Raw genomic sequence first — 17,223 nt, forward strand, 5'->3', positions numbered from 1 at the left:
CCACCGGCCCGCCGAGCTGTCGGGCGGCCAGCAGCAGCGCGTCGCGGTCGCCCGGGCGCTGCTGCACCGGCCCGAGGTGGTGTTCGCCGACGAGCCGACCGGCAACCTGGACTCGCGGACCGGGCTGGAGGTGCTGCGGTTCTTCAGGGAGGCGGTCGACGGAGCGGGGCAGACGGTCGTCATGGTGACGCACGACCCGCTCGCGGCCAGCTGGGCGCACCGGGTGCTGTTCCTGCGCGACGGCCGGTTGGTCGAGGAGCTGGCCCGCCCGACGGCGGACACCGTGCTGGCCCGGCTCGCCGCGCTGGAGGGTCTCGCATGATCACCATGGCCTGGCGCAGCCTGCGCACCCGCTGGTCGGCCGCGATCGGCTCGATCGTGGCCGTCATGCTCGGCGCCGCCCTGGTCGCGGCCGCCCTGATCCTGCAGCAGTCGGCGTCCGCCGCGAACCCGGACGGCGCCCCGACGCCCTGGGCGCTGCGCGACGCCGACCTGGTCGTCCGCATGCCGGACCAGGCCGTCGCCGCCGACGGCCGGGCGATGCCGCTGACCGACCGGCGCCGGCTGACCGCCGGGCAGCTCGAGCGGATCCGCGCCACGGACGGCGTCACCGGGGTCTCCGCCGAGACCCCCTCCCCCGCGTACGTGTCGACCGGCAGCGCGACCATCGGCGACGCCGCCAAGCGGTCGTGGGCGCACCCATGGAGCACGGCACTGGCGGAGCCCGTCACGCTGACACAGGGCACGGCACCACGCGCGCCCGGCGACGTCGTCCTGGACCGGGACACCGCCGCGGCGGCCGGTGCCACGGTCGGCGAGCAGGTCACGCTGGTGACCCTCCAGGGCACGGCCGCCTACCGCCTGACCGGGATCGTGACCTGGCCCGGCTCGCAGTACGAGCACGCGGTCCTGCTCACCGGCGCCCGCGCGGCCGAGCTCGGCGGCGACCCGCTGCTGGCCCTGGTCCGGGTCTCCGGCGATCCGGCGGCAGTGGCGAAGGCGCTGCGGGCCGCGCTGCCCGGGGCGGAGGTGACCACCGACCGGTCGCACGCGCTGATCCTGGACCGGCGCACGGCCGAGCTGTCCGGCGGGTCGAGCCAGTTCGTCCTGCTGATGGCGGCGAGCGCCCTGGGCATCGCGGCGCTGGTCATCGCGAGCACCCTGTCGGTGTCGGTGCACCAGCGGCGCCGCGAGATCGCCCTGCTGCGCACGGTCGGGGCCACCCCCGCGCGGGTACGCCGCCTCGTGGTCGGCGAGGCGGCGTTCGTCGGCCTGTTCGCGGGGCTGCTCGGCGGGCTGCTCGGCGTCGGCCTCGGCGCCCTGGGGATCCGGTTCTTCGCCGCGCAGGGCATGGTCGCGGAGTCCGTACGCCTGCAGGTCGGCGCGACCCCCCTCCTCGCCGGCACCGGCGTCGCCGTGCTCACCGCGATCCTGGCCGGCGCCCTGCCCGCGTGGAAGGCGTCGAAGATCTCCCCGGCCGACGCCATGCGCTCGGCCGATGCCCAGCCCACCCGGTCGAGCCGGCTGCGGGTCGTCGCCGGCTTCGTGACCCTCGGCATCGCCGCCCTGTTCGTGGTCGCGGGCGCCGTGGTCGCGAACACCGGCGGCTACACCGCGATCGACGTCGCCGGGGTGCTGTTCATCCTGTCGGCGCCCTTCCTGGTGCTGGCCGCGGTGCTGCTCGGGAGGCTGCTGCTCGCCGGGCTGCTGCGCCTGGTCACGCCGCTGCTGGGCCGCTCGTTCGGCGCCTTCCTGGCCACCCGGCAGATCCGCAACGACCTGTCCCGGGCCGTCGGGGTGACCACGCCGCTGCTGCTCATGGTGGCGTTCGCGTGCCTACTGATCTTCCAGGAGAAGGGCACCTTCGAGGCGCAGGCCCGCAACTACGCCGAACAGCTGCGCATCGACCTCGCCGTGCGCGGCGGCGAGCAGCTCGGCCTGCCGCCCGGGGTGGCCGGCCGGGTCGCGGACGTGCCGGGGGTCGCGGCCGCGTCCGGCATGATCAACACGCGTCTCCTCGTGCCACGGGACGGCTCCTCGGTGGAGGCCGTGGCCGTCGACCCGGCCACCGCGGGCGAGCTGTTCCGGGTGCCGGTGACCGCGGGCTCGTGGCAGGACTTCGGCGCCGGCGCCATCGCCGTCGACCGCGGCGTGGCGAGCCGGTACGGCTGGCGGGCCGGGCAGCAGGCCGACGTGCTGCTCAGCGACGGCACCCCGCAACGCGTACGGGTGGCAGCGGTCTTCGACGCCGGCGCCGCCACGCTGTCCGTCCTCATGCCGCGCGCGATGGCGCAACCGCACCTGCTCGAGCCCTACGACGCCGGGGTGCTCGTCCGGGTCGGCGACGGCGCGGACCCCGCCGCCGTGGCCGCCCGCATCGACGCCCTGCGGTCCGTGGACCCGAATGTCGAGGCCCTCACCAAGGACGGCTTCATGGCGTTCCTCCGGGCCCAGAGCAGCGGCGACACCTGGATCATTCATCTCTTCGTCGTCATGATCGGCGGCTACGCCGGGATCGCGGCCATCAACGTGCTGGTCAGCTCGGCCATGGCCCGGCGCGGGCAGTTCGCGCTGCTGCGGCTGGCCGGGGCCCAGCCGGCGTACATCGTCCGGGCCGTGGCCTGCGAGACGGCGATCATCGTGGCCGGCGGGATCCTGCTGGGCACGCTCGTGGCGGCGGTGCCGCTGCTGGGCTACGGCTACATCTTCACCCACTCGCTGTGGCTGCCGTTCGCCGCCGGCCCGTACGCCCTGATCTGCGGCGCCGCCCTGCTCGTCGGCGTCGTCGGCGGCGTCGTGCCGGCCCGCCTGGCGCTGCGCTCGCGGGCCCTCGACGCCCTGCGGGCGGGCTGACACCCGCCGCTGCGGACAGCGCGTACCCCGAGCCTCGAAACCCCGTGGGCGGACCGGCACCCAGCACTGTGGACAGCTTTTGTTCGGAGCCCGGTCGGCACCGGCGGGAAAGGTCCCGGCCCGATGATGTAATGACATTCATCGAGGCCGGGACCGAGGAGGAAAAGCCGTGCTGGACACGCGTTACATTCGCTTCTGCAGCCCCGGCACCGACTTCTACGAACTGCCCGGCGAGGACGGCGGCGACGATTTTCCGCTGGTGACCGCCGCGCTGCCCGAGGGGTGGGTCCGGCACGTGGACACGCCCTGGGTGGGCCTGCATCCCCCCGCCGTCCAGCTGCCCGAGCAGGGCTGGAAGGTGCACGTCTCCACCACGCTCGAGGCCGCCGCCGACCGGCTCGCCACCACCTGGGGCTACTGCCGCGACAACGGCATCGTCCTCAAGTTTCTGCGCGGCCCGGGACGAGTCATGGACGCCAATGCGAAATACGCCGAGCGCGGATCGAGCGGCAAGTTCATCACCCTCTACCCGCTGGACGAGACGCATTGCGAGAAGGTGCTGCTCGACCTGGAGGAATTGCTCGGCGGGCAGCCCGGGCCGTACATTCTCAGCGACCGCCGCTGGCGCGAGGGCCCGCTGTTCGTGCGCTACGGCGGCTTCAGCCCCCGGCACTGCCACAACGACAAGGGCGAGCTGACCCCGGCCATCGCGCGGCCCGACGGCACCCTGGTCCCCGACGTGCGGGAGGCCAGATTCAGCGTGCCGGACTGGGTCCGGCTGCCGGACTTCCTGGCGGCCGCGCCTTCGCCGACGGCCACGAGCGGCGAGTTCGGTTACCGGCCCACCTCGGCGCTGCACTTCTCCAACGCCGGCGGCGTCTACCTCGCCGACGACAAGCGGACCGGCGAGCGCGTCGTCCTCAAGGAGGCCCGCCCGCACGCCGGGCTGGACCCCAGCGGCGCCGACGCGGTCACCCGCCTGCGCCGCGAGGCCGAGATCCTGCGCCGCCTCGACGGCCTCGACGTGGCGCCGCGCTTCCACGGCGCCTTCACCGCCTGGGAGCACCAGTTCGTGGCGATGGAGGTCGTCGACGGGCTGGACCTCAAGCGGGCCGCGATGGAGCGCATCCCGATCCTGCACCCGGGCAGCACCGAGCAGGACACCCGCGACTACGTCGGCTGGGCGCTCGAGGTCCTCGACCGCATCGAGGCGGGCATGGCGGCGATCCACGAGCGCGGCGTCGTGCTCGGGGATGTGCACCCGAAGAACATCCTGGTGCGCGACGGCCGGCCGGTCTTCATCGACTTCGAGTTCAGCGGACTCGACGACCCGGAGCACCGGGGCCCGCTGGCGGCGCCCGGCTTCGCCCCGCCCGGGCACCTGCGGGGCGTTGCCGCGGACCGGTGGGGGCTCGGCGCGCTCCGGCTCGACATGTTCCTGCCGCTCACCAACGCGGTGGACCTGGAACCGGGCAAGGTCCGCCAGCTCGCCCGGACCGTCGGCCGCCGCTACGGGCTTCCCCGCGAGTACGTCGACCGGATGATCGCGGAGCTGCTCGGCTCGGCCGCCGCCACCGGGTTCCGCCGTCCCGTCACCGGGGCCACCCGCCGGTTCCTCGAGGGCGAGGAGCCCGTGGACTGGCCCGGGGTGAGCGCGTCGATGGCCCGGGCGATCCTGGCCACCGCCACACCCGAGCGCACCGACCGGCTGTTCCCCGCCGACATCGAGGCGTTCAGCCGCGGGCAGGGGCTCGGGTTCGCGTACGGGGCGGCCGGCATCCTGCACACCCTGCACGCCACGGGGCACGGGCGGCATCCGGAGCACGAGCGGTGGCTGCTCGACCGGGTGCGGGCGAGCGAGGACGTCGAGCCCGGGTTCTACAGCGGGCTGCACGGGGTGGCGTACACGCTGCTGGAGCTGGGCCGTGCGGCCGACGCCCGGGAGGTCCTCGACCGGGCGCGCCGGTCCACGGCGGACCTGACCGGGCACGACTACTTCCGCGGCCTGTCCGGCGCGGCGCTCAATCTGCTGCACTTCGCCGACGCGACCGGCGACGCGGAGCTCGCCGCCGAGGCCGTGGCCGCCGCCGACCGGCTGGCCGCCACGATGCGCTCCACCCCGCCGCCGGAGCGGCCGGACGCGGAGCGCGGCCTGCCCGGCGTGCTGCGCGGCTGGAGCGGTCCCGGCCTGCTCTTCCTCCGCCTGTACGAGCGGACCGGCGACCCGGCCCTGCTCGATCTCGCCGCCGAGGCCGTCCGCCGCGACCTCGCCAACTGCACGCTCACCAGGAACGGCACGCTGGAGGCCGACCAGGGCTGGCGCACCCTGCCCTACCTGGAGATCGGCGGGGTCGGGGTCGGCATGGTGCTCTCCGAGCTGCTGCGCCACCGTCCCGACACCGACCTGGCCGAGGCGGACCACGGCATCGACCGCAGCGCCGCCTACGAGTACTACGTCCAGCCCACGCTGCACTTCGGACGCGCCGGGATCGTCACCTACCTCGCGCACCGCCGGGCGACCCGGCCCGGCGCGGACGTCGACGACCGCATCACCCGCCTGCTGGACACGCTCAACGACCAGGCGGTGCCCTGCCACGGGCACGTCGCCTTCCCGGGGAACCAGTCCCTGCGGCTGTCGATGGACGTGGCCACCGGGACGGCCGGGGTCCTCCTGGCCGTGCACACCGCGCGCCACGGCGGCCCCGGGCTGCCGTTCCTCGGCGCGACCCCCCAGTCTTCCGGCAACCCGGCCGGAGAGAAATGAAGGAGAACCACCATGCAGGAGATCCTGGATCTGCAGGAACTGCCGTCGGCCTCGGCCACCGAGGACATGCCGCTGGTCAGCACGCTCAGCGTCAGCTCCCCGTGCCCCGGCTGGCCGAGCAGCTTCACCTGGTCGAACTGCTGACCTAGGCGACGGGCGGGGAGGTGGCGACCGTAACGCCACCTCCCCGCCGCGCTCCTCCCCGCAGGATAAGCCCTTCCGCCATCGCAGGAGCCGTCATGCGCGTGTTGTTGTACTGCTACGGCAGCCGGGGCGACGTCCAGCCGTACGCGGCACTCGCCGCCGGCCTGGCCCGCGCCGGGCACCGGGCCACGCTGGTCGCGCCCGGGCGGTTCGGGCCGCTCGCCACCGCCCACGGCGCCGGCTTCGCCGCCCTGGACAGCGGGCTGCTGGACCTGCTGGACCTGCCCGAGGTGCAGGCGATGTACCTGCGCGACGACCGGCCCACCGCCGAGGCCAAGCGCACCGCGCTGATGCTGCGCGACGAGTACCACCGGCTCTATCCGGTGCTGCTGCGCGAGGCGTGGGAGGCCGCGGCCGACGGGGCGGACCTGGTGCTCTTCTCGCAGTCGAACGCGGAGGCGATGCACCAGATCCCCGAGCGGCTCGGCGCGCCGGCCGCCCTCACCGTGCTCTATCCCTTCTACGTGCCGTCTCGCCACTATCCGAGCACGCTGCTCGGCTCGCTGGGCACGGCCCCGAAGAGCCTCAACCGGCTCAGCCACGTCGTCTCCCGGCGCCGCCGGCCCGCCCCCGAGGTCGCCGAGGCCGCGGCCGCCTGGCGCAGCGGGGTGCTGGGGCTGGCGGACCGCCCGGGCGCGCTCGACTACCGGCACGGCCCCGGCGGTGCCCCGCTGCCGGTGCTGCACGGCTTCAGCCGCCACATCCTCGCCCCGGCGCCGGACTGGCCCGCGACCGTCCACACCCACGGCGCCTGGCAGCTGCCGGTGGATCCCGCCTGGCAGCCCGCCCCGGAGCTCACGGCCTTCCTGGCGGCCGGCCCGCAGCCCCTCGCCGTCGGCTTCGGCAGCCTGGTCGGCACGGACCCGGAGACGGCCGGACGGCACGTCGCCGAGGCGGTCGCGGCCACCGGGCACCGGGCCGTCGTGGTCACCGGCTGGGGCGGCATCACGATCCCCGACCCGCCGCCGGAGATCTTTGTGACCAGCGACGTCCCGTACGAGTGGCTGCTCCCCCGCGTCCGGCTGGCCGTGCACGCGGGCGGCACCGGCACGCTGCACACCGCCACGGCGGCGGGGCTACCGCAGGTCGCCTGCCCGTTCCACCGCGAGCAGCTGCAGTGGAGCCGGCGCCTGCACCGGATCGGCGTGGCGCCGCCGCCGCTGCACCAGCGGGACCTGACGGCGGACCGGCTGGCCGCGGCCATCCGGGAGGCCGACGGCGAGCCCCGCTACCGGCAGCGCGCGCGGGTCCTGGCCGCCGGGATGCGCGGCGAGGGCGGGGTGCCCGCGATCGTGGACGTCCTGGAGCGCCTCGTCACGCGCTGAGCCGGGCGAGCTCGTGCCGCCACGCGATCTCGGTGTTGAGGCCGGCGCCCAGGTCCGGCAGCTCGGCCAGGTCCTCCGGCGGCACGTCGCGGGGCACCCCGCCGGCGGCGGCCACGGCCAGCGTCAGCCGGGCCAGCCGGTCCACCGACAGCGCCTGCAGCACCGCCTCCGGGACGCCGCGGGCCACACTGGTCAGCCCGTGCCCGCGCAGCAGCACCACCGGGCGGTCGCCCAGCACGGCGGCCAGCTCGGCGGCCAGCGGCCGGGTGCGGATCAGCACGCTGCGCGGATAGACCGGGACGCCGCCGGCCGCCAGCCGGGCACCCGGGATGTCCAGGGCGCCGACGATCGGCCGGACGGCGTGCCCGGCGAGGTCGGCGGCGACCACGTCCTCCGGGTGGGCGTGGACGACGGCGGACACCTCCGGGCGTACGCGGAGGATCTCGGTGTGCAGCGGCAGCTCGTGCGGCACGCTCCAGCCGTCCAGCTCGCCGCGGGCCGCCGCGGAGCCGTCGAGATGCACTAGCCGCACGTCGGCGGCGGTCGTCCAGGCGAGGCCGCGCTCGTGCGGGCCGCGGCAGCGTACGAGCAGCCGCCACGGGTCGACGCGCAGGCTGACGTGGCCGAGGAAGCCCGGGGCGAGCCCCCGGGCGGCCAGCACCCGGCAGGCGGCCGCGATCAGCTCGCGCTCAGCCGCGAATTCCGTCATGGCCGTCGATTATGGCCGTCGTGGTGCCGCCGGCGCCGGGCAGCACCGCCGCCACCGGGATCGCCGCCACGGCCACGACGACGAGGGGTGCGCCTCGGGAGCCGGGCCTGCCCGGCCGGGGCGGGACCCCGGCCGGGCTCGATCGCCGGCTCCCGGCGCACGGTCGCTCAGGCGACCGGGAAATCGAAGTACGTGTCCGGATAGGGCTCGTCCGCGAGGGTGTAGTGCCACCACTCGCAGGCGTAGAACACGAACCCGGCGTCCTCCATGATCGAGCGGAGGTGCGCGCGGTTGGCCGCCTCGACCGGCGGGACGCCCTCGGCGCCGTGGTGCGAGATCGGGTCCATGACGTCGTGGTCGCCGCCCATCGGCGTCAGCTCGCCGGTGGCCAGGTCGAAGAGCGTCAGGTCGACCGTGCTGCCCCGGCTGTGACCCGACTTCGTGGCCACGTAGCCCTGCTCGAACATGTCGGCCCGGGTGATGTTCGGATAGTGCCGCGCCTTCTTGCGGCCGTCCTCCGGCTCCTCCGCCCAGCGCATGAAGTGGTCCACGGCGCGCTGCGGGCGGTAGGCGTCCCACAGCAGCAGGCCGAAGCCGAGGGCCTCGGCCTTGTCCCGCGCGACCGTGAGGGCCGCGCAGAACTCGCGCGTGGCGACGATCCTGTTCACCAGGTAACCGTCGACCGGCTTGCCGACGAAGCTGTCCCACGTGGCGTACTTGGCATCCCAGCGGACCCCGGGGACCAGCTCGTCGACGTAGGCGAAGCCGTCAGGGATAGAGCCGTCCGGGAAGGAGCCGTCCGGGAGAGAGCCCTCGGGCAGCGAGGTCACTGCATCTTGCCCGTCAGGGCCAGCGACACCGTGCGGTCGATGACGTCGCCGAGCGAGAGGCCGGCGGCGGCCATCATGCGCGGGTAGCGGCTGTAGGAGGTCAGGCCGGGCAGCGTGTTGACCTCGTTGAGGACGACCTTGCCGTCGTCGGTGAGGAAAGTGTCCACGCGCGCCAGGCCACGGCAGCCCAGGGCCCGGTAGATGGTCTTCGCCGTCTCCTGGACGAGGGCGCGCTCCTCGGGCGTGATGTCCGCCGGGACGATGAAGGACGAGTTCTCGGAGCCCTGCTCCGGGGCGTCCTCCTGGTGGATCCGGAAGAAGCCGTGGGTGAGCGCGACCCGGTCCAGCTCGCCGACGAAGAGCTCGCCGTCGTTGCCCATGACCGAGCAGCCGATCTCGCGGGCGACCACGGCCTGCTCGATGAGCACCTTGGAGTCGAACTCGGCGGCGACGTCGAGCGCGGCCTGCAGTTCCTCCTTGCTGGTGACCTTGGTGACGCCGAAGGACGAGCCCGAGCGGGCCGGCTTCACGAACACCGGGTAGGTGAGCTGCTCGTCGTCGAACTTGTCGGCCGGCGAGACGATCCAGAAGCCGGGCGTGGCGATGCCGGCGCTCTGCACGACGGAGTAGGCGAGGGCCTTGTCCATGCACACCGCGGAGCTCTGGACGTCGCAGCCCACGTACGGGATGCCGGAGAGCTCCAGCAGGCCCTGCATGGTGCCGTCCTCGCCGCCCTTGCCGTGCAGCACGGGCAGGACCACGTCGAGCCTGATCGTCTCGATGCCGCCCTCGCCCAGCACGAGCAGGCCGTGCACGCCGCGGTCGGGGGACAGCACGGCCGTGCGCAGGGTGCCCTGCTCCCAGTCGGGGCCGGGGCCGTCGCAGAGCTTCCAGGCGCCGTCCTTGGTGATCCCGATCCAGAACGGCTCGTACTTCTCCAGGTCGAGGTGCTTGGCGACTTCCGACGCGGACTTGATCGAGACCGGGTGCTCTTCCGAGATGCCGCCGAACAGGATTCCGATTTTCAGCTTAGCCACGCCGATTCTCGCTTTCGAAACTCAGACAGTTGATGATGGAGTTTTCCACGGTGTCGCTCAGGGCCCGGTCCGTGTAATAGGCCGTGTGCGGGCTGATCAGCACGTTCGGCATCTCCTGCAGCCGCAGGAGCAGTTTGTTCTCGACCGGCCTGTCCCTGCAGTCGGCGTAGAAGATACCCGCCTCGCCCTCGATGACATCGAGCGCCGCACCGCCGAGCTTGCCGTTCTCCAGCGCCGACACGAGGGCCGCGGTGTCGATCAGGGCGCCGCGCCCGGTGTTGACGATGAAGGCGCCCTTCTTGGCCTGCCCGAGGTTGCGGCTGTTGAGCAGGTGATGCGTGCTCGCGTTCAGCGGCGTGTGCAGCGTGACGATGTCGCTCTGCTGCAGCAGGATGTCGAGCGGGATCTGCGCGGCGGCGGTCGCCGGGCTGCTGTCGCGGGCCAGGATCCGGCAGCCGAAGCCGTGCAGCCGGTCGATGACCGCGGTGCCGATGCGCCCGGTGCCGACCACGCCGACGGTCAGGTCGCGCAGCTCCTTGCCGCGCACCTCGTGCAGCCGGTAGTCGTGCTCGTCCGTGCGGTGGATCGTCGACTTGGCGTCGCGCAGCAGCATCAGCATCTGCATGATCGTGTAGTCGGCGACGCTGTCCGGCGAGTAGAAGACGTTGCCGACGGTGATGCCGACGCTCTGCGCGTACGTGATGTCGATGTGGTCGAAACCGACGCTGCGGGTGGAGATGTAGCGCACGCCGACCCGGCTGAGTGCGAGCAGCGTGGCGTTGGTGACCCGGGACTTGTGCCCCACGCTGACGCACCGGTTGCCCGCGGCCAGGCTCGCGTTGGCCTCGGAGACGTGCTCCTCGGTGATCGTGGTGACCACGCCGAGGTGCGGCGCCATCTCGCGGAAGAGCACGGCCTCGTCCGGCGCGCAGCTGAAGACGGTGATGCCTGTCTCGGGGCGGACCACCGGGGACAGCGACGAGGGCGACGTGTGGGACTTGGGCAGGGCGGCGTCGGCCGGCACGGGCAGGCTGCCGCGCCGGGCCAGCCCGGTGTCGATCAGGACGTCGAGCAGGCCGGTGTAGGGCAGCCCGGCGCTGCTCCAGGCGGCCGCGTCCGGCGCGCCCGGGACGAGCACCGGCCGGGCGTCGACCTCGTGGAGCACCACCGAGGTGCGGCCCCCGGCGGTGTCGACGAGGAAGTTGATCCGGGCCAGGCCCGTGCACCCGAGGATCCGGAAGGCCCGGATGGCCAGCTCGTCGAGGGCGGCGCAGAGCGCGGGCTCCAGGGGCACCACGGGGCCCTGACCGGCGTCGCCCTCCGGGTGCACCGGCGGCGAGGCGACCAGCCGGCCGTCCGGGTGCTGCAGCACCGAGATGCTGATCTCCTGCCCCGGCACGGCCCGCTCGACCAGCACCTTGGCGTCGAAGCGGAACGCCTCGGCCACCGCCGCGTCGAGGGCGGTGGCGTCGTCGACCCGGGTGACGCCGTCGCCCGGGTTGCCGCAGCTCGGCTTGACCAGCAGCGGCAGCCCGAGCCGGGCCCGGTCGCTGTCGCCGACGGTCTCGCCGGGGCTGCGCAGCACGACCGCGTCGGCGACCTTGATGCCCTCGGCCCGCAGCACCGCCCGGGTGAAGGCCTTGTCCATGCCCACGACGCCGGCCGCCACGCCGCGGCCCACATAGGGCACGGCGAGCAGGTCGAGCAGGCCGCGGACGGTGCTGTCCTCGTCGGGGGTGCCGTGCAGGACGGGCAGGACGACGTCGACGCCGGCGAGGGCCTTCATCGCCGAGGTCAGGGCCGCGGAGCGGGCGGCCGGCGCCTTGGGCTTGAGGGCCTGGCCGCGCCCGAGGCTGTCGTCCGGCGCGGCGACCCGCCAGCGGCCGTCGGCGGTGATCCGCACCGGCACCGGGTCGAAGCGCTCCCGGTTGAGGTGGGCGAGCACGGCGACCGCGGCGTCGTAGGAGACGTCGGGTCCCGGGTGCTGCCCGCCGTAGAGCACGCCGATGCGGAGCTTCGTCACTTGCGGTTCCTTCCGTGTCGGCGTGGCCCTCGCCTCGTCAGCGTCTGCCGGACTCCCGCTCACGATGCTGTGGCACCGGCGACCGATCGCCTCACGCCGGGCAACGGGGCAGCTGCCGTGGTGCTGACCTCGCCGGCCACCGCGATCCCGCGGCCGCCGGTCGCCCGGTGCGCGACGAAGCCGACATAGTAACCTCGGCCGTCCAGCGCACCCCCGAGGAGCGCCGTGACGCCCGTGCCGGGAACTCTGGTCACCACGCTTCCTCTCGCGCCTCGTCGATTCCTGGCCGGTCGACCGTATACAGAGCGCTCACTCTAGCCGTCCGCGCCTCGGGGAGTCGAGCTGACCCGAGAGGGGTGGCGCGTCGGGTGTTATTCCTGGTAAAGACGCTTCCCCGAGCGCCCGGACGCCGGCGCGGAACGACACCGATCAGTCACTCTGGGTGAGGCGGGTCGAGGGAAGCGGGTCCGCCCGGACGGTCGATACACTGCCTCGACCCGACCGGCACCGCGATCCTCGGAGTGGCTCCACATGTCCCTCTACAGCACCCAGCGCCTGCATGCACTCCGCATGATCGTCACCGGAGGCGGCACGGGCGGCCACACCTACCCCGCGCTGACCACGATCCACACCCTGCAGGCCCGGCTCGCCGAGACCGGCACCACGCCCGAGCTGCTCTGGGTCGGCGTCGCCACCGGCCTCGAGGCCACGATCGCCGAGCGCAACGGCATCCCCTTCAAGGCGGTCACCACCGGCAAGCTGCGCCGCTCGCTGAGCCCGCGCGACATCGGCCGCAACATCGCCGACGCCTTCCGCATCCCGCTGGGCATCCTGCAAGCGGCCTTCACCGTGGCCCGCACCAAGCCCGCCGTGGTGTTCAGCACGGGCGGCTTCGTCTCCGTGCCGATCGGGCTGGCCGCGGCCCTGTTCCGGGTGCCCTACCTGATGCACGAGCAGACCCTCAGCGTGGGCCTGGCCAACCGCATCCTGGCCCGCGTGGCCACCCGCGTGCTGCTCAGCCACGAGGCCTCCCTCGAGCACCTGCCCGCCCGGGCGCGCAGCCGGGCGGTCGTCACCGGCAACCCGGTGCGCCCGGCCGTGCTCAGCGGCGATCCGGCGAAGGGCCTGGCCGCGTACGGGCTCGACCCGTCGGTGCCGCTCGTCCTGGTCACCGGGGGTGCGCTCGGCGCCCAGCAGATCAACCGGATGCTGACCGGCGCGCTGCCCGGCCTGCTCGAGCGCTGCCAGATCGTGCACCAGTGCGGCAGCCACGGCCTCACCGAGATGCAGGAGGTCGCCCGGGCCCTGCCCCCGCACCTCGCCCACCGCTACCGCGTCGTCGACTTCATCCACGACGAGCTGCCCGACCTGCTCGCCGCCGCGGCCGTCGTCGTGGCCCGTGCCGGCGCCGGCACGGTGGCCGAGCTCACTGCCCTCGGCAAGGCCTCCGTGCTGATCCCCTACCCGGTCTCGGCCGGCGACGAGCAGCGCCACACCGCCCGCCACCTGGCCGCCACCGGCGCCGCCGTGATGCTCGACAAGGAGACCGCCACCCCGGAGCGCCTGCAGGCCGCCCTCGGCGAGCTGCTGGCCGACCCGGGCCGCCGGGCCGCCATGTCGCAGGCCGCCACCGCCCAGGGCCGCCCGGACGCCGCCGGCCGGGTCGTCACCGAGATCCTGACGATCTCGGCGGGCCGGTAAGCCCGCCGGCCCCGGCCCGGCCCCGGCCCGCCCGGCCACGGCCCCGGCCCCGGCCCCGGCCCGCTCAGCGGGTCGCTGACCGGGCGCGGAGCATGCGGCCGACCAGGTCGGCCTGGCCCAGGAGGGTCTTGGCGACGACCGGCTCCAGGTCGCCGCGCTCCGCCGCCTCCCGGGCCCGCGCCAGCCACGTCTCGTCGACGGCGAACTTGGGGAACAGCCCGCGGGCGTAGTACGACGCGAAGATCATGCCGCCCTGGCTCAGCGTGGGCAGCAGGGCGAGGTAGCGGTCGGCGTAGGGGGCCAGCAGCGCCTCCTGCCCGGGCCGCCAGAAGGCCGCCGACACCGTGGCGAACTGGCCGGCGGGCACCTCGCCGGTGCTCAGCGCCTGCCACGCCGCGGCCTTCTCCGCCTCGTCCGGCGCCGCCGCCCGCACCGTCAGCGCCTGCAGCGTGGCGTCCGGGTCGGGGTCGCGGGCGAGCAGCCCGGTCACCTCCGCGGCCGTGGGGGCGCCCAGCTCGGACGCGCGGAGCAGGGCCCGCCAGCGCAGGTCGACGTCGTCGCCGGCCAGCTCCGCGACGGCGGCCGGATCGGTGGTGACGCGGGCCAGCGCACGCACGGCGCTGCGCCGGTGGGCCGGCTGCCGGGCCAGCTCCGCGCACACCCCGGCGACCAGGGCGGCGACGGCGGGCCGGTCGGCCTCCGGCGCCCACAGCTCGGCGACGTCACCGGCCAGCCGCAGGTAGGGCTCGATCACGGTGGGCGCGGTCTCCGCGCGCAGCACCGCGACCAGGGCGGCGGCGGTCTCGGCGGCGGTCGCCTCGCCGGTGGTCAGGGCGTCCCACACCGAGGCGACGGCCACGCCTCGGGCCTCCGGCGTGGGCAGCCGGGCGGCCTCGCGCAGGGGCGCCGGGCGTACGGTCGCGTACGTCAGATCCTCGTCGTTGACCAGGTAGAAGTCGGCGCCGGCCGGCAGCGGGACGGGCGTGCGCCCGGTGCTCACGTCGACCAGCGCGCGGGCCGTGCGTACCAGGGCGGGGTCCTGTCCGGAATAGGCGCCGACCGCGAGCACCTGCGGGCGCGGCGGCCCGGCCGGTCCCCGCCCCACGAGCACGACCTCGTCGCCGCCGGTCTCCAGGGTGAACCGGTCGGCGCCCGCCGTGGCCAGCCAGCCGTCGCGCCACGCGTCCAGGTCGCGCCCGCTCGCCGTGGCCAGCGCGTCGATGAGGTCCTGCAGCGTCGTGGTGCCCCAGGCGAAGCGCGCGAAGTAGGCGGTCATGCCGGCCCGGAACGCCTCCTGGCCCACATAGGCCTGCAGCTGGCGCAGCACCGACGCGCCCTTGGGGTAGGTGATCGCGTCGAAGATCGACGCCGCCTGCGCCACGTCGGCGATCGGCTGGTGGATCGGGTGGGTGACCGGGCCCTGGTCGGTCAGGTAGGCATCGAGCTTCTCCGCGACGGTGTGCCGGGCCCACGCGTCGGTGTACTCCGTGGCGCGCGACGCCGCCCACTTGCACGCGAACTCGGCGAACGCCTCGTTCAGCCACAGGTCGTCCCACCAGCGCATCGTCACGATGTTGCCGAACCACATGTGCGCCATCTCGTGCAGCAGCACCCGGACGACCAGCGCGTCCTCGGCCGGCGTCGGCTCGGCGCGCGGCAGCAGCGAGTCCGACCAGGTCACGCAGCCGTAGTTCTCCATCGCGCCGCCGAACTCGGGCACGAACACCTGGTCGTAGCGGCGCTGCGGGAACGGCATGCCGAACTGCTCGCCGAAGAAGCGCAGGCCCTGCGCCGTCGTGGTGAACAGCTTGTCCGCGTCGCGCTCGAGCACGGCCTTGAGCGAGCGCCGGCAGAACAGGCCCAGATCGAACCCGTCGACGGTACGCCGCAGCTGGTGGAACGGCCCGGCATTGACCACCGTGTTGTACGGCGACAGCGGCGGCGTCGGCGGGAACACCCACCGGTTCCCCTCGACGCGGGCGTCGCCCGTGTTGCTCGTCACCGTCCAGTCCGGCGGCGCCGTGACCGTGAACGCGTGCGGCGCCTTGAGATCGGGCTGGTCGAAGCAGGCCCACACCCACCGCGCCTGATCCGGCTCGAACGACATCCAGAGATAGACCTCGCCGTCGGCCGGATCGACCGCCCGGTGCACCCCGGCGCCGTCGCGGGTGTTCTCCGTCTCGCACTCGACGACCAGCACGTTGCTCGCGGCCAGCTCCGGCAGCGGCAGCCGGCCGTCGGCGGCCGGGCCCAGCTCCCGCCCGTTGAGCGTCGCCCGCAGCACGGTCGCGGCGGCGTCCACGAAGCTCGCCGCCCCCGGGGTGGCGCACGTGAAGCTGATCGTGGACGTGCTGCGCACCCGCGGGCCGCCGGGCAGCTCGGTGAGGTCCACGTCGATGTCGTACCGCTGCACCGTGAGCAGGGCACCCCGCTCCTCGGCCTCCCCCTGCGTCAGGCTGCGCACACCCATACCCGGCCTCCCCCGCTTCGCCGTCCGGATCTCCGGTTCATTATGTGACGCCCGCTCACCAGTCGTGCACCGAGCCGTCGAGCCGCCGCGCCACGGGCAGGTAGCGGGGCTCGTAGGGATGCCGGGCCGCCAGCTCGTCGTCGTACTCGACGCCCAGGCCCGGCTCCTCCGACGGGTGGAGCATCCCGTCCTCCAGGCGCGGGCCGCCACGGAAGACGCGCAGGGTCTCCTCGGTGTGGCCCATGTGCTCCTGGATGCCGAAGTTGGGCACCGCGATGTCGACGTGGACCGCGGCGGCAGTGGAGACCGGGGACAGGTCGGTGGCGCCGTGCGAGCCCGTGCGTACCTGGTAGAGCGCGGCCAGGTCGAAGATGCGGCGCAGGTGGGTGATGCCGCCGGCGTGCACGACGGACGTCCGGACGTAGTCGATGAGCTGCCCGGTGATCAGCTGCTGCACGTCCCAGACCGTGTTGAGCACCTCGCCGGTCGCGATCGGGGTGGTGGTGTGCTGCCGGATCAGCCGGAAGGCCTCCTGGTTCTCCGCCGGCGTCGGGTCCTCCATCCAGAACAGCCGCAGCTCCTCGACGCTCCGGCCGAAGCGGGCCGCCTCGATCGGGGTGAGCCGGTGGTGCACGTCGTGCAGCAGGGGGAAGCCGTCGCCGAGCCGTTCCCGCACCGCGGCCAGATACCGGGGCGCGAAGTTGAGGTAGGCCTCGGTGCTCCACGCCTGCTCGTCGGGCAGCGCGGTGGCGGCCGGCTCGTAGATCGTGCCCTTGCGCACCCCGTAGCTGCCGCTCAGGCCCGGCACCGCGGCCTGCGCCCGGATGGCCCGGAAACCCCTGTCCCGGTACGCGTCCACGTCGTCGAGCAGCGCCGGCACGTCGGCGCCGCTGGCGTGGCAGTAGACCAGCACGCCGTCGCGGGAGCGGCCGCCGAGCAGCTGGTAGACCGGCAGGCCGGCGACCTTGCCCTTGATGTCCCAGAGGGCCACGTCCACCGCGGCGATCGCCGTCATCGTCACCGGCCCGCGCCGCCAGTAGGCGCCCCGGTACAGGTACTGCCAGGTGTCCTCGATGCGGGCCGGGTCGCGGCCGGCGAGCACCGGGGCGAGATGATCGCGCAGGTAGGACGCCACGGCCAGCTCGCGGCCGTTGAGGGTGGCGTCACCCAGCCCGGTGACCCCGTCGGACGTCGTGATCCGCAGGGTGACGAAGTTGCGTCCCGGCGACGTCACCAGAACCTCGACGCGTTCGATCGTGGCCACGGCTTGTATACAAAGGTCGATTACGGCAGCGTGTCAATGCGGG

General features: G+C 74.1%; 13 protein-coding genes and 1 pseudogene. 6 read left to right on the plus strand and 8 right to left on the minus strand.

Annotation, left to right across the window (positions count from 1 at the left end; translation table 11 throughout):
* The 5 genes from RBH18_RS27495 to RBH18_RS27515 form a co-directional block, all read left to right on the plus strand.
* Positions 1-322: ATP-binding cassette domain-containing protein (locus RBH18_RS27495; RefSeq protein WP_306212827.1), on the plus strand; the 322-nt coding region annotated here is incomplete at its 5' end.
* The gene (locus RBH18_RS27500) at positions 319-2,853 is read left to right on the plus strand and encodes an ABC transporter permease (RefSeq protein ID WP_306212829.1); all 2,535 of its coding nucleotides are present in this window, start codon (positions 319-321) and stop codon (positions 2,851-2,853) included. The genes RBH18_RS27495 and RBH18_RS27500, both read left to right, overlap by 4 nt.
* A gap of 169 nt (positions 2,854-3,022) precedes the next feature.
* Entirely contained in the window at positions 3,023-5,617 is a 2,595-nt protein-coding gene (lanKC, locus tag RBH18_RS27505; protein ID WP_306212831.1) for a class III lanthionine synthetase LanKC, read from the plus strand.
* A 12-nt stretch (positions 5,618-5,629) separates the two neighbouring features.
* Positions 5,630-5,761, plus strand: a complete 132-nt coding sequence (locus RBH18_RS27510; RefSeq protein ID WP_306212833.1) for a hypothetical protein — start codon at positions 5,630-5,632, stop codon at positions 5,759-5,761.
* Positions 5,762-5,856: 95 nt separating this feature from the next.
* The gene (locus RBH18_RS27515; RefSeq protein ID WP_306212835.1) at positions 5,857-7,146 is read left to right on the plus strand and encodes a glycosyltransferase; all 1,290 of its coding nucleotides are present in this window, start codon (positions 5,857-5,859) and stop codon (positions 7,144-7,146) included.
* On the opposite strand, the gene RBH18_RS27520 is transcribed toward RBH18_RS27515, so the two are convergent.
* The 6 genes and pseudogenes from RBH18_RS27520 to RBH18_RS27545 form a co-directional block, all read right to left on the minus strand.
* Positions 7,136-7,855, minus strand: a complete 720-nt coding sequence (locus tag RBH18_RS27520; RefSeq protein ID WP_306212837.1) for a class II aldolase/adducin family protein — start codon at positions 7,853-7,855, stop codon at positions 7,136-7,138. The two genes, RBH18_RS27515 and RBH18_RS27520, sit on opposite strands and share 11 nt — an antisense overlap.
* A gap of 167 nt (positions 7,856-8,022) precedes the next feature.
* Entirely contained in the window at positions 8,023-8,631 is a 609-nt protein-coding gene (gene vanX / locus RBH18_RS27525) for a D-Ala-D-Ala dipeptidase VanX (protein ID WP_306212881.1), read from the minus strand.
* Between the two features lie 50 nt (positions 8,632-8,681).
* Entirely contained in the window at positions 8,682-9,722 is a 1,041-nt protein-coding gene (gene vanA / locus RBH18_RS27530; protein WP_306212839.1) for a D-alanine--(R)-lactate ligase, read from the minus strand.
* Entirely contained in the window at positions 9,715-10,728 is a 1,014-nt protein-coding gene (locus tag RBH18_RS27535) for a D-isomer specific 2-hydroxyacid dehydrogenase family protein (RefSeq protein ID WP_372338993.1), read from the minus strand. The genes vanA and RBH18_RS27535 overlap by 8 nt, the downstream gene beginning before the upstream one ends.
* 63 nt (positions 10,729-10,791) lie before the next feature.
* Positions 10,792-11,808 (minus strand): annotated as a pseudogene (locus RBH18_RS27540) (ATP-binding protein); the annotation flags it as partial.
* Entirely contained in the window at positions 11,805-11,999 is a 195-nt protein-coding gene (locus RBH18_RS27545; protein WP_306212841.1) for a hypothetical protein, read from the minus strand. The gene RBH18_RS27545 and the pseudogene RBH18_RS27540, both read right to left, overlap by 4 nt.
* 277 nt (positions 12,000-12,276) lie before the next feature.
* Here RBH18_RS27545 and RBH18_RS27550 point away from each other — a divergent pair, with 277 nt between their 5' ends.
* Complete coding sequence (locus tag RBH18_RS27550; protein ID WP_306212843.1) at positions 12,277-13,446, plus strand: UDP-N-acetylglucosamine--N-acetylmuramyl-(pentapeptide) pyrophosphoryl-undecaprenol N-acetylglucosamine transferase; 1,170 nt, start codon at positions 12,277-12,279, stop codon at positions 13,444-13,446.
* Between the two features lie 64 nt (positions 13,447-13,510).
* Here RBH18_RS27550 and pepN read toward each other — a convergent pair whose 3' ends face one another.
* Positions 13,511-15,916, minus strand: coding sequence for an aminopeptidase N (gene pepN, locus RBH18_RS27555; protein WP_306212845.1), 2,406 nt, complete (start codon positions 15,914-15,916; stop codon positions 13,511-13,513).
* 55 nt (positions 15,917-15,971) lie between these two features.
* The gene (gene manD / locus RBH18_RS27560) at positions 15,972-17,180 is read right to left on the minus strand and encodes a D-mannonate dehydratase ManD (protein ID WP_306212847.1); all 1,209 of its coding nucleotides are present in this window, start codon (positions 17,178-17,180) and stop codon (positions 15,972-15,974) included.
* Positions 17,181-17,223: the final 43 nt, after the last annotated feature.

This window comes from Actinoplanes oryzae, from assembly GCF_030757795.1.
Lineage (GTDB): Bacteria > Actinomycetota > Actinomycetes > Mycobacteriales > Micromonosporaceae > Actinoplanes.

Coding starts and splice junctions, on each gene's coding strand:
- RBH18_RS27500 (WP_306212829.1), top strand. CDS start 319: ATGATCACCATGGCCTGGCGCAGCCTGCGCACCCGCTGGTCGGCCGCG.
- RBH18_RS27510 (WP_306212833.1), top strand. CDS start 5,630: ATGCAGGAGATCCTGGATCTGCAGGAACTGCCGTCGGCCTCGGCCACC.
- RBH18_RS27515 (WP_306212835.1), top strand. CDS start 5,857: ATGCGCGTGTTGTTGTACTGCTACGGCAGCCGGGGCGACGTCCAGCCG.
- RBH18_RS27520 (WP_306212837.1), bottom strand. CDS start 7,855: ATGACGGAATTCGCGGCTGAGCGCGAGCTGATCGCGGCCGCCTGCCGG.
- RBH18_RS27550 (WP_306212843.1), top strand. CDS start 12,277: ATGTCCCTCTACAGCACCCAGCGCCTGCATGCACTCCGCATGATCGTC.
- pepN (WP_306212845.1), bottom strand. CDS start 15,916: ATGGGTGTGCGCAGCCTGACGCAGGGGGAGGCCGAGGAGCGGGGTGCC.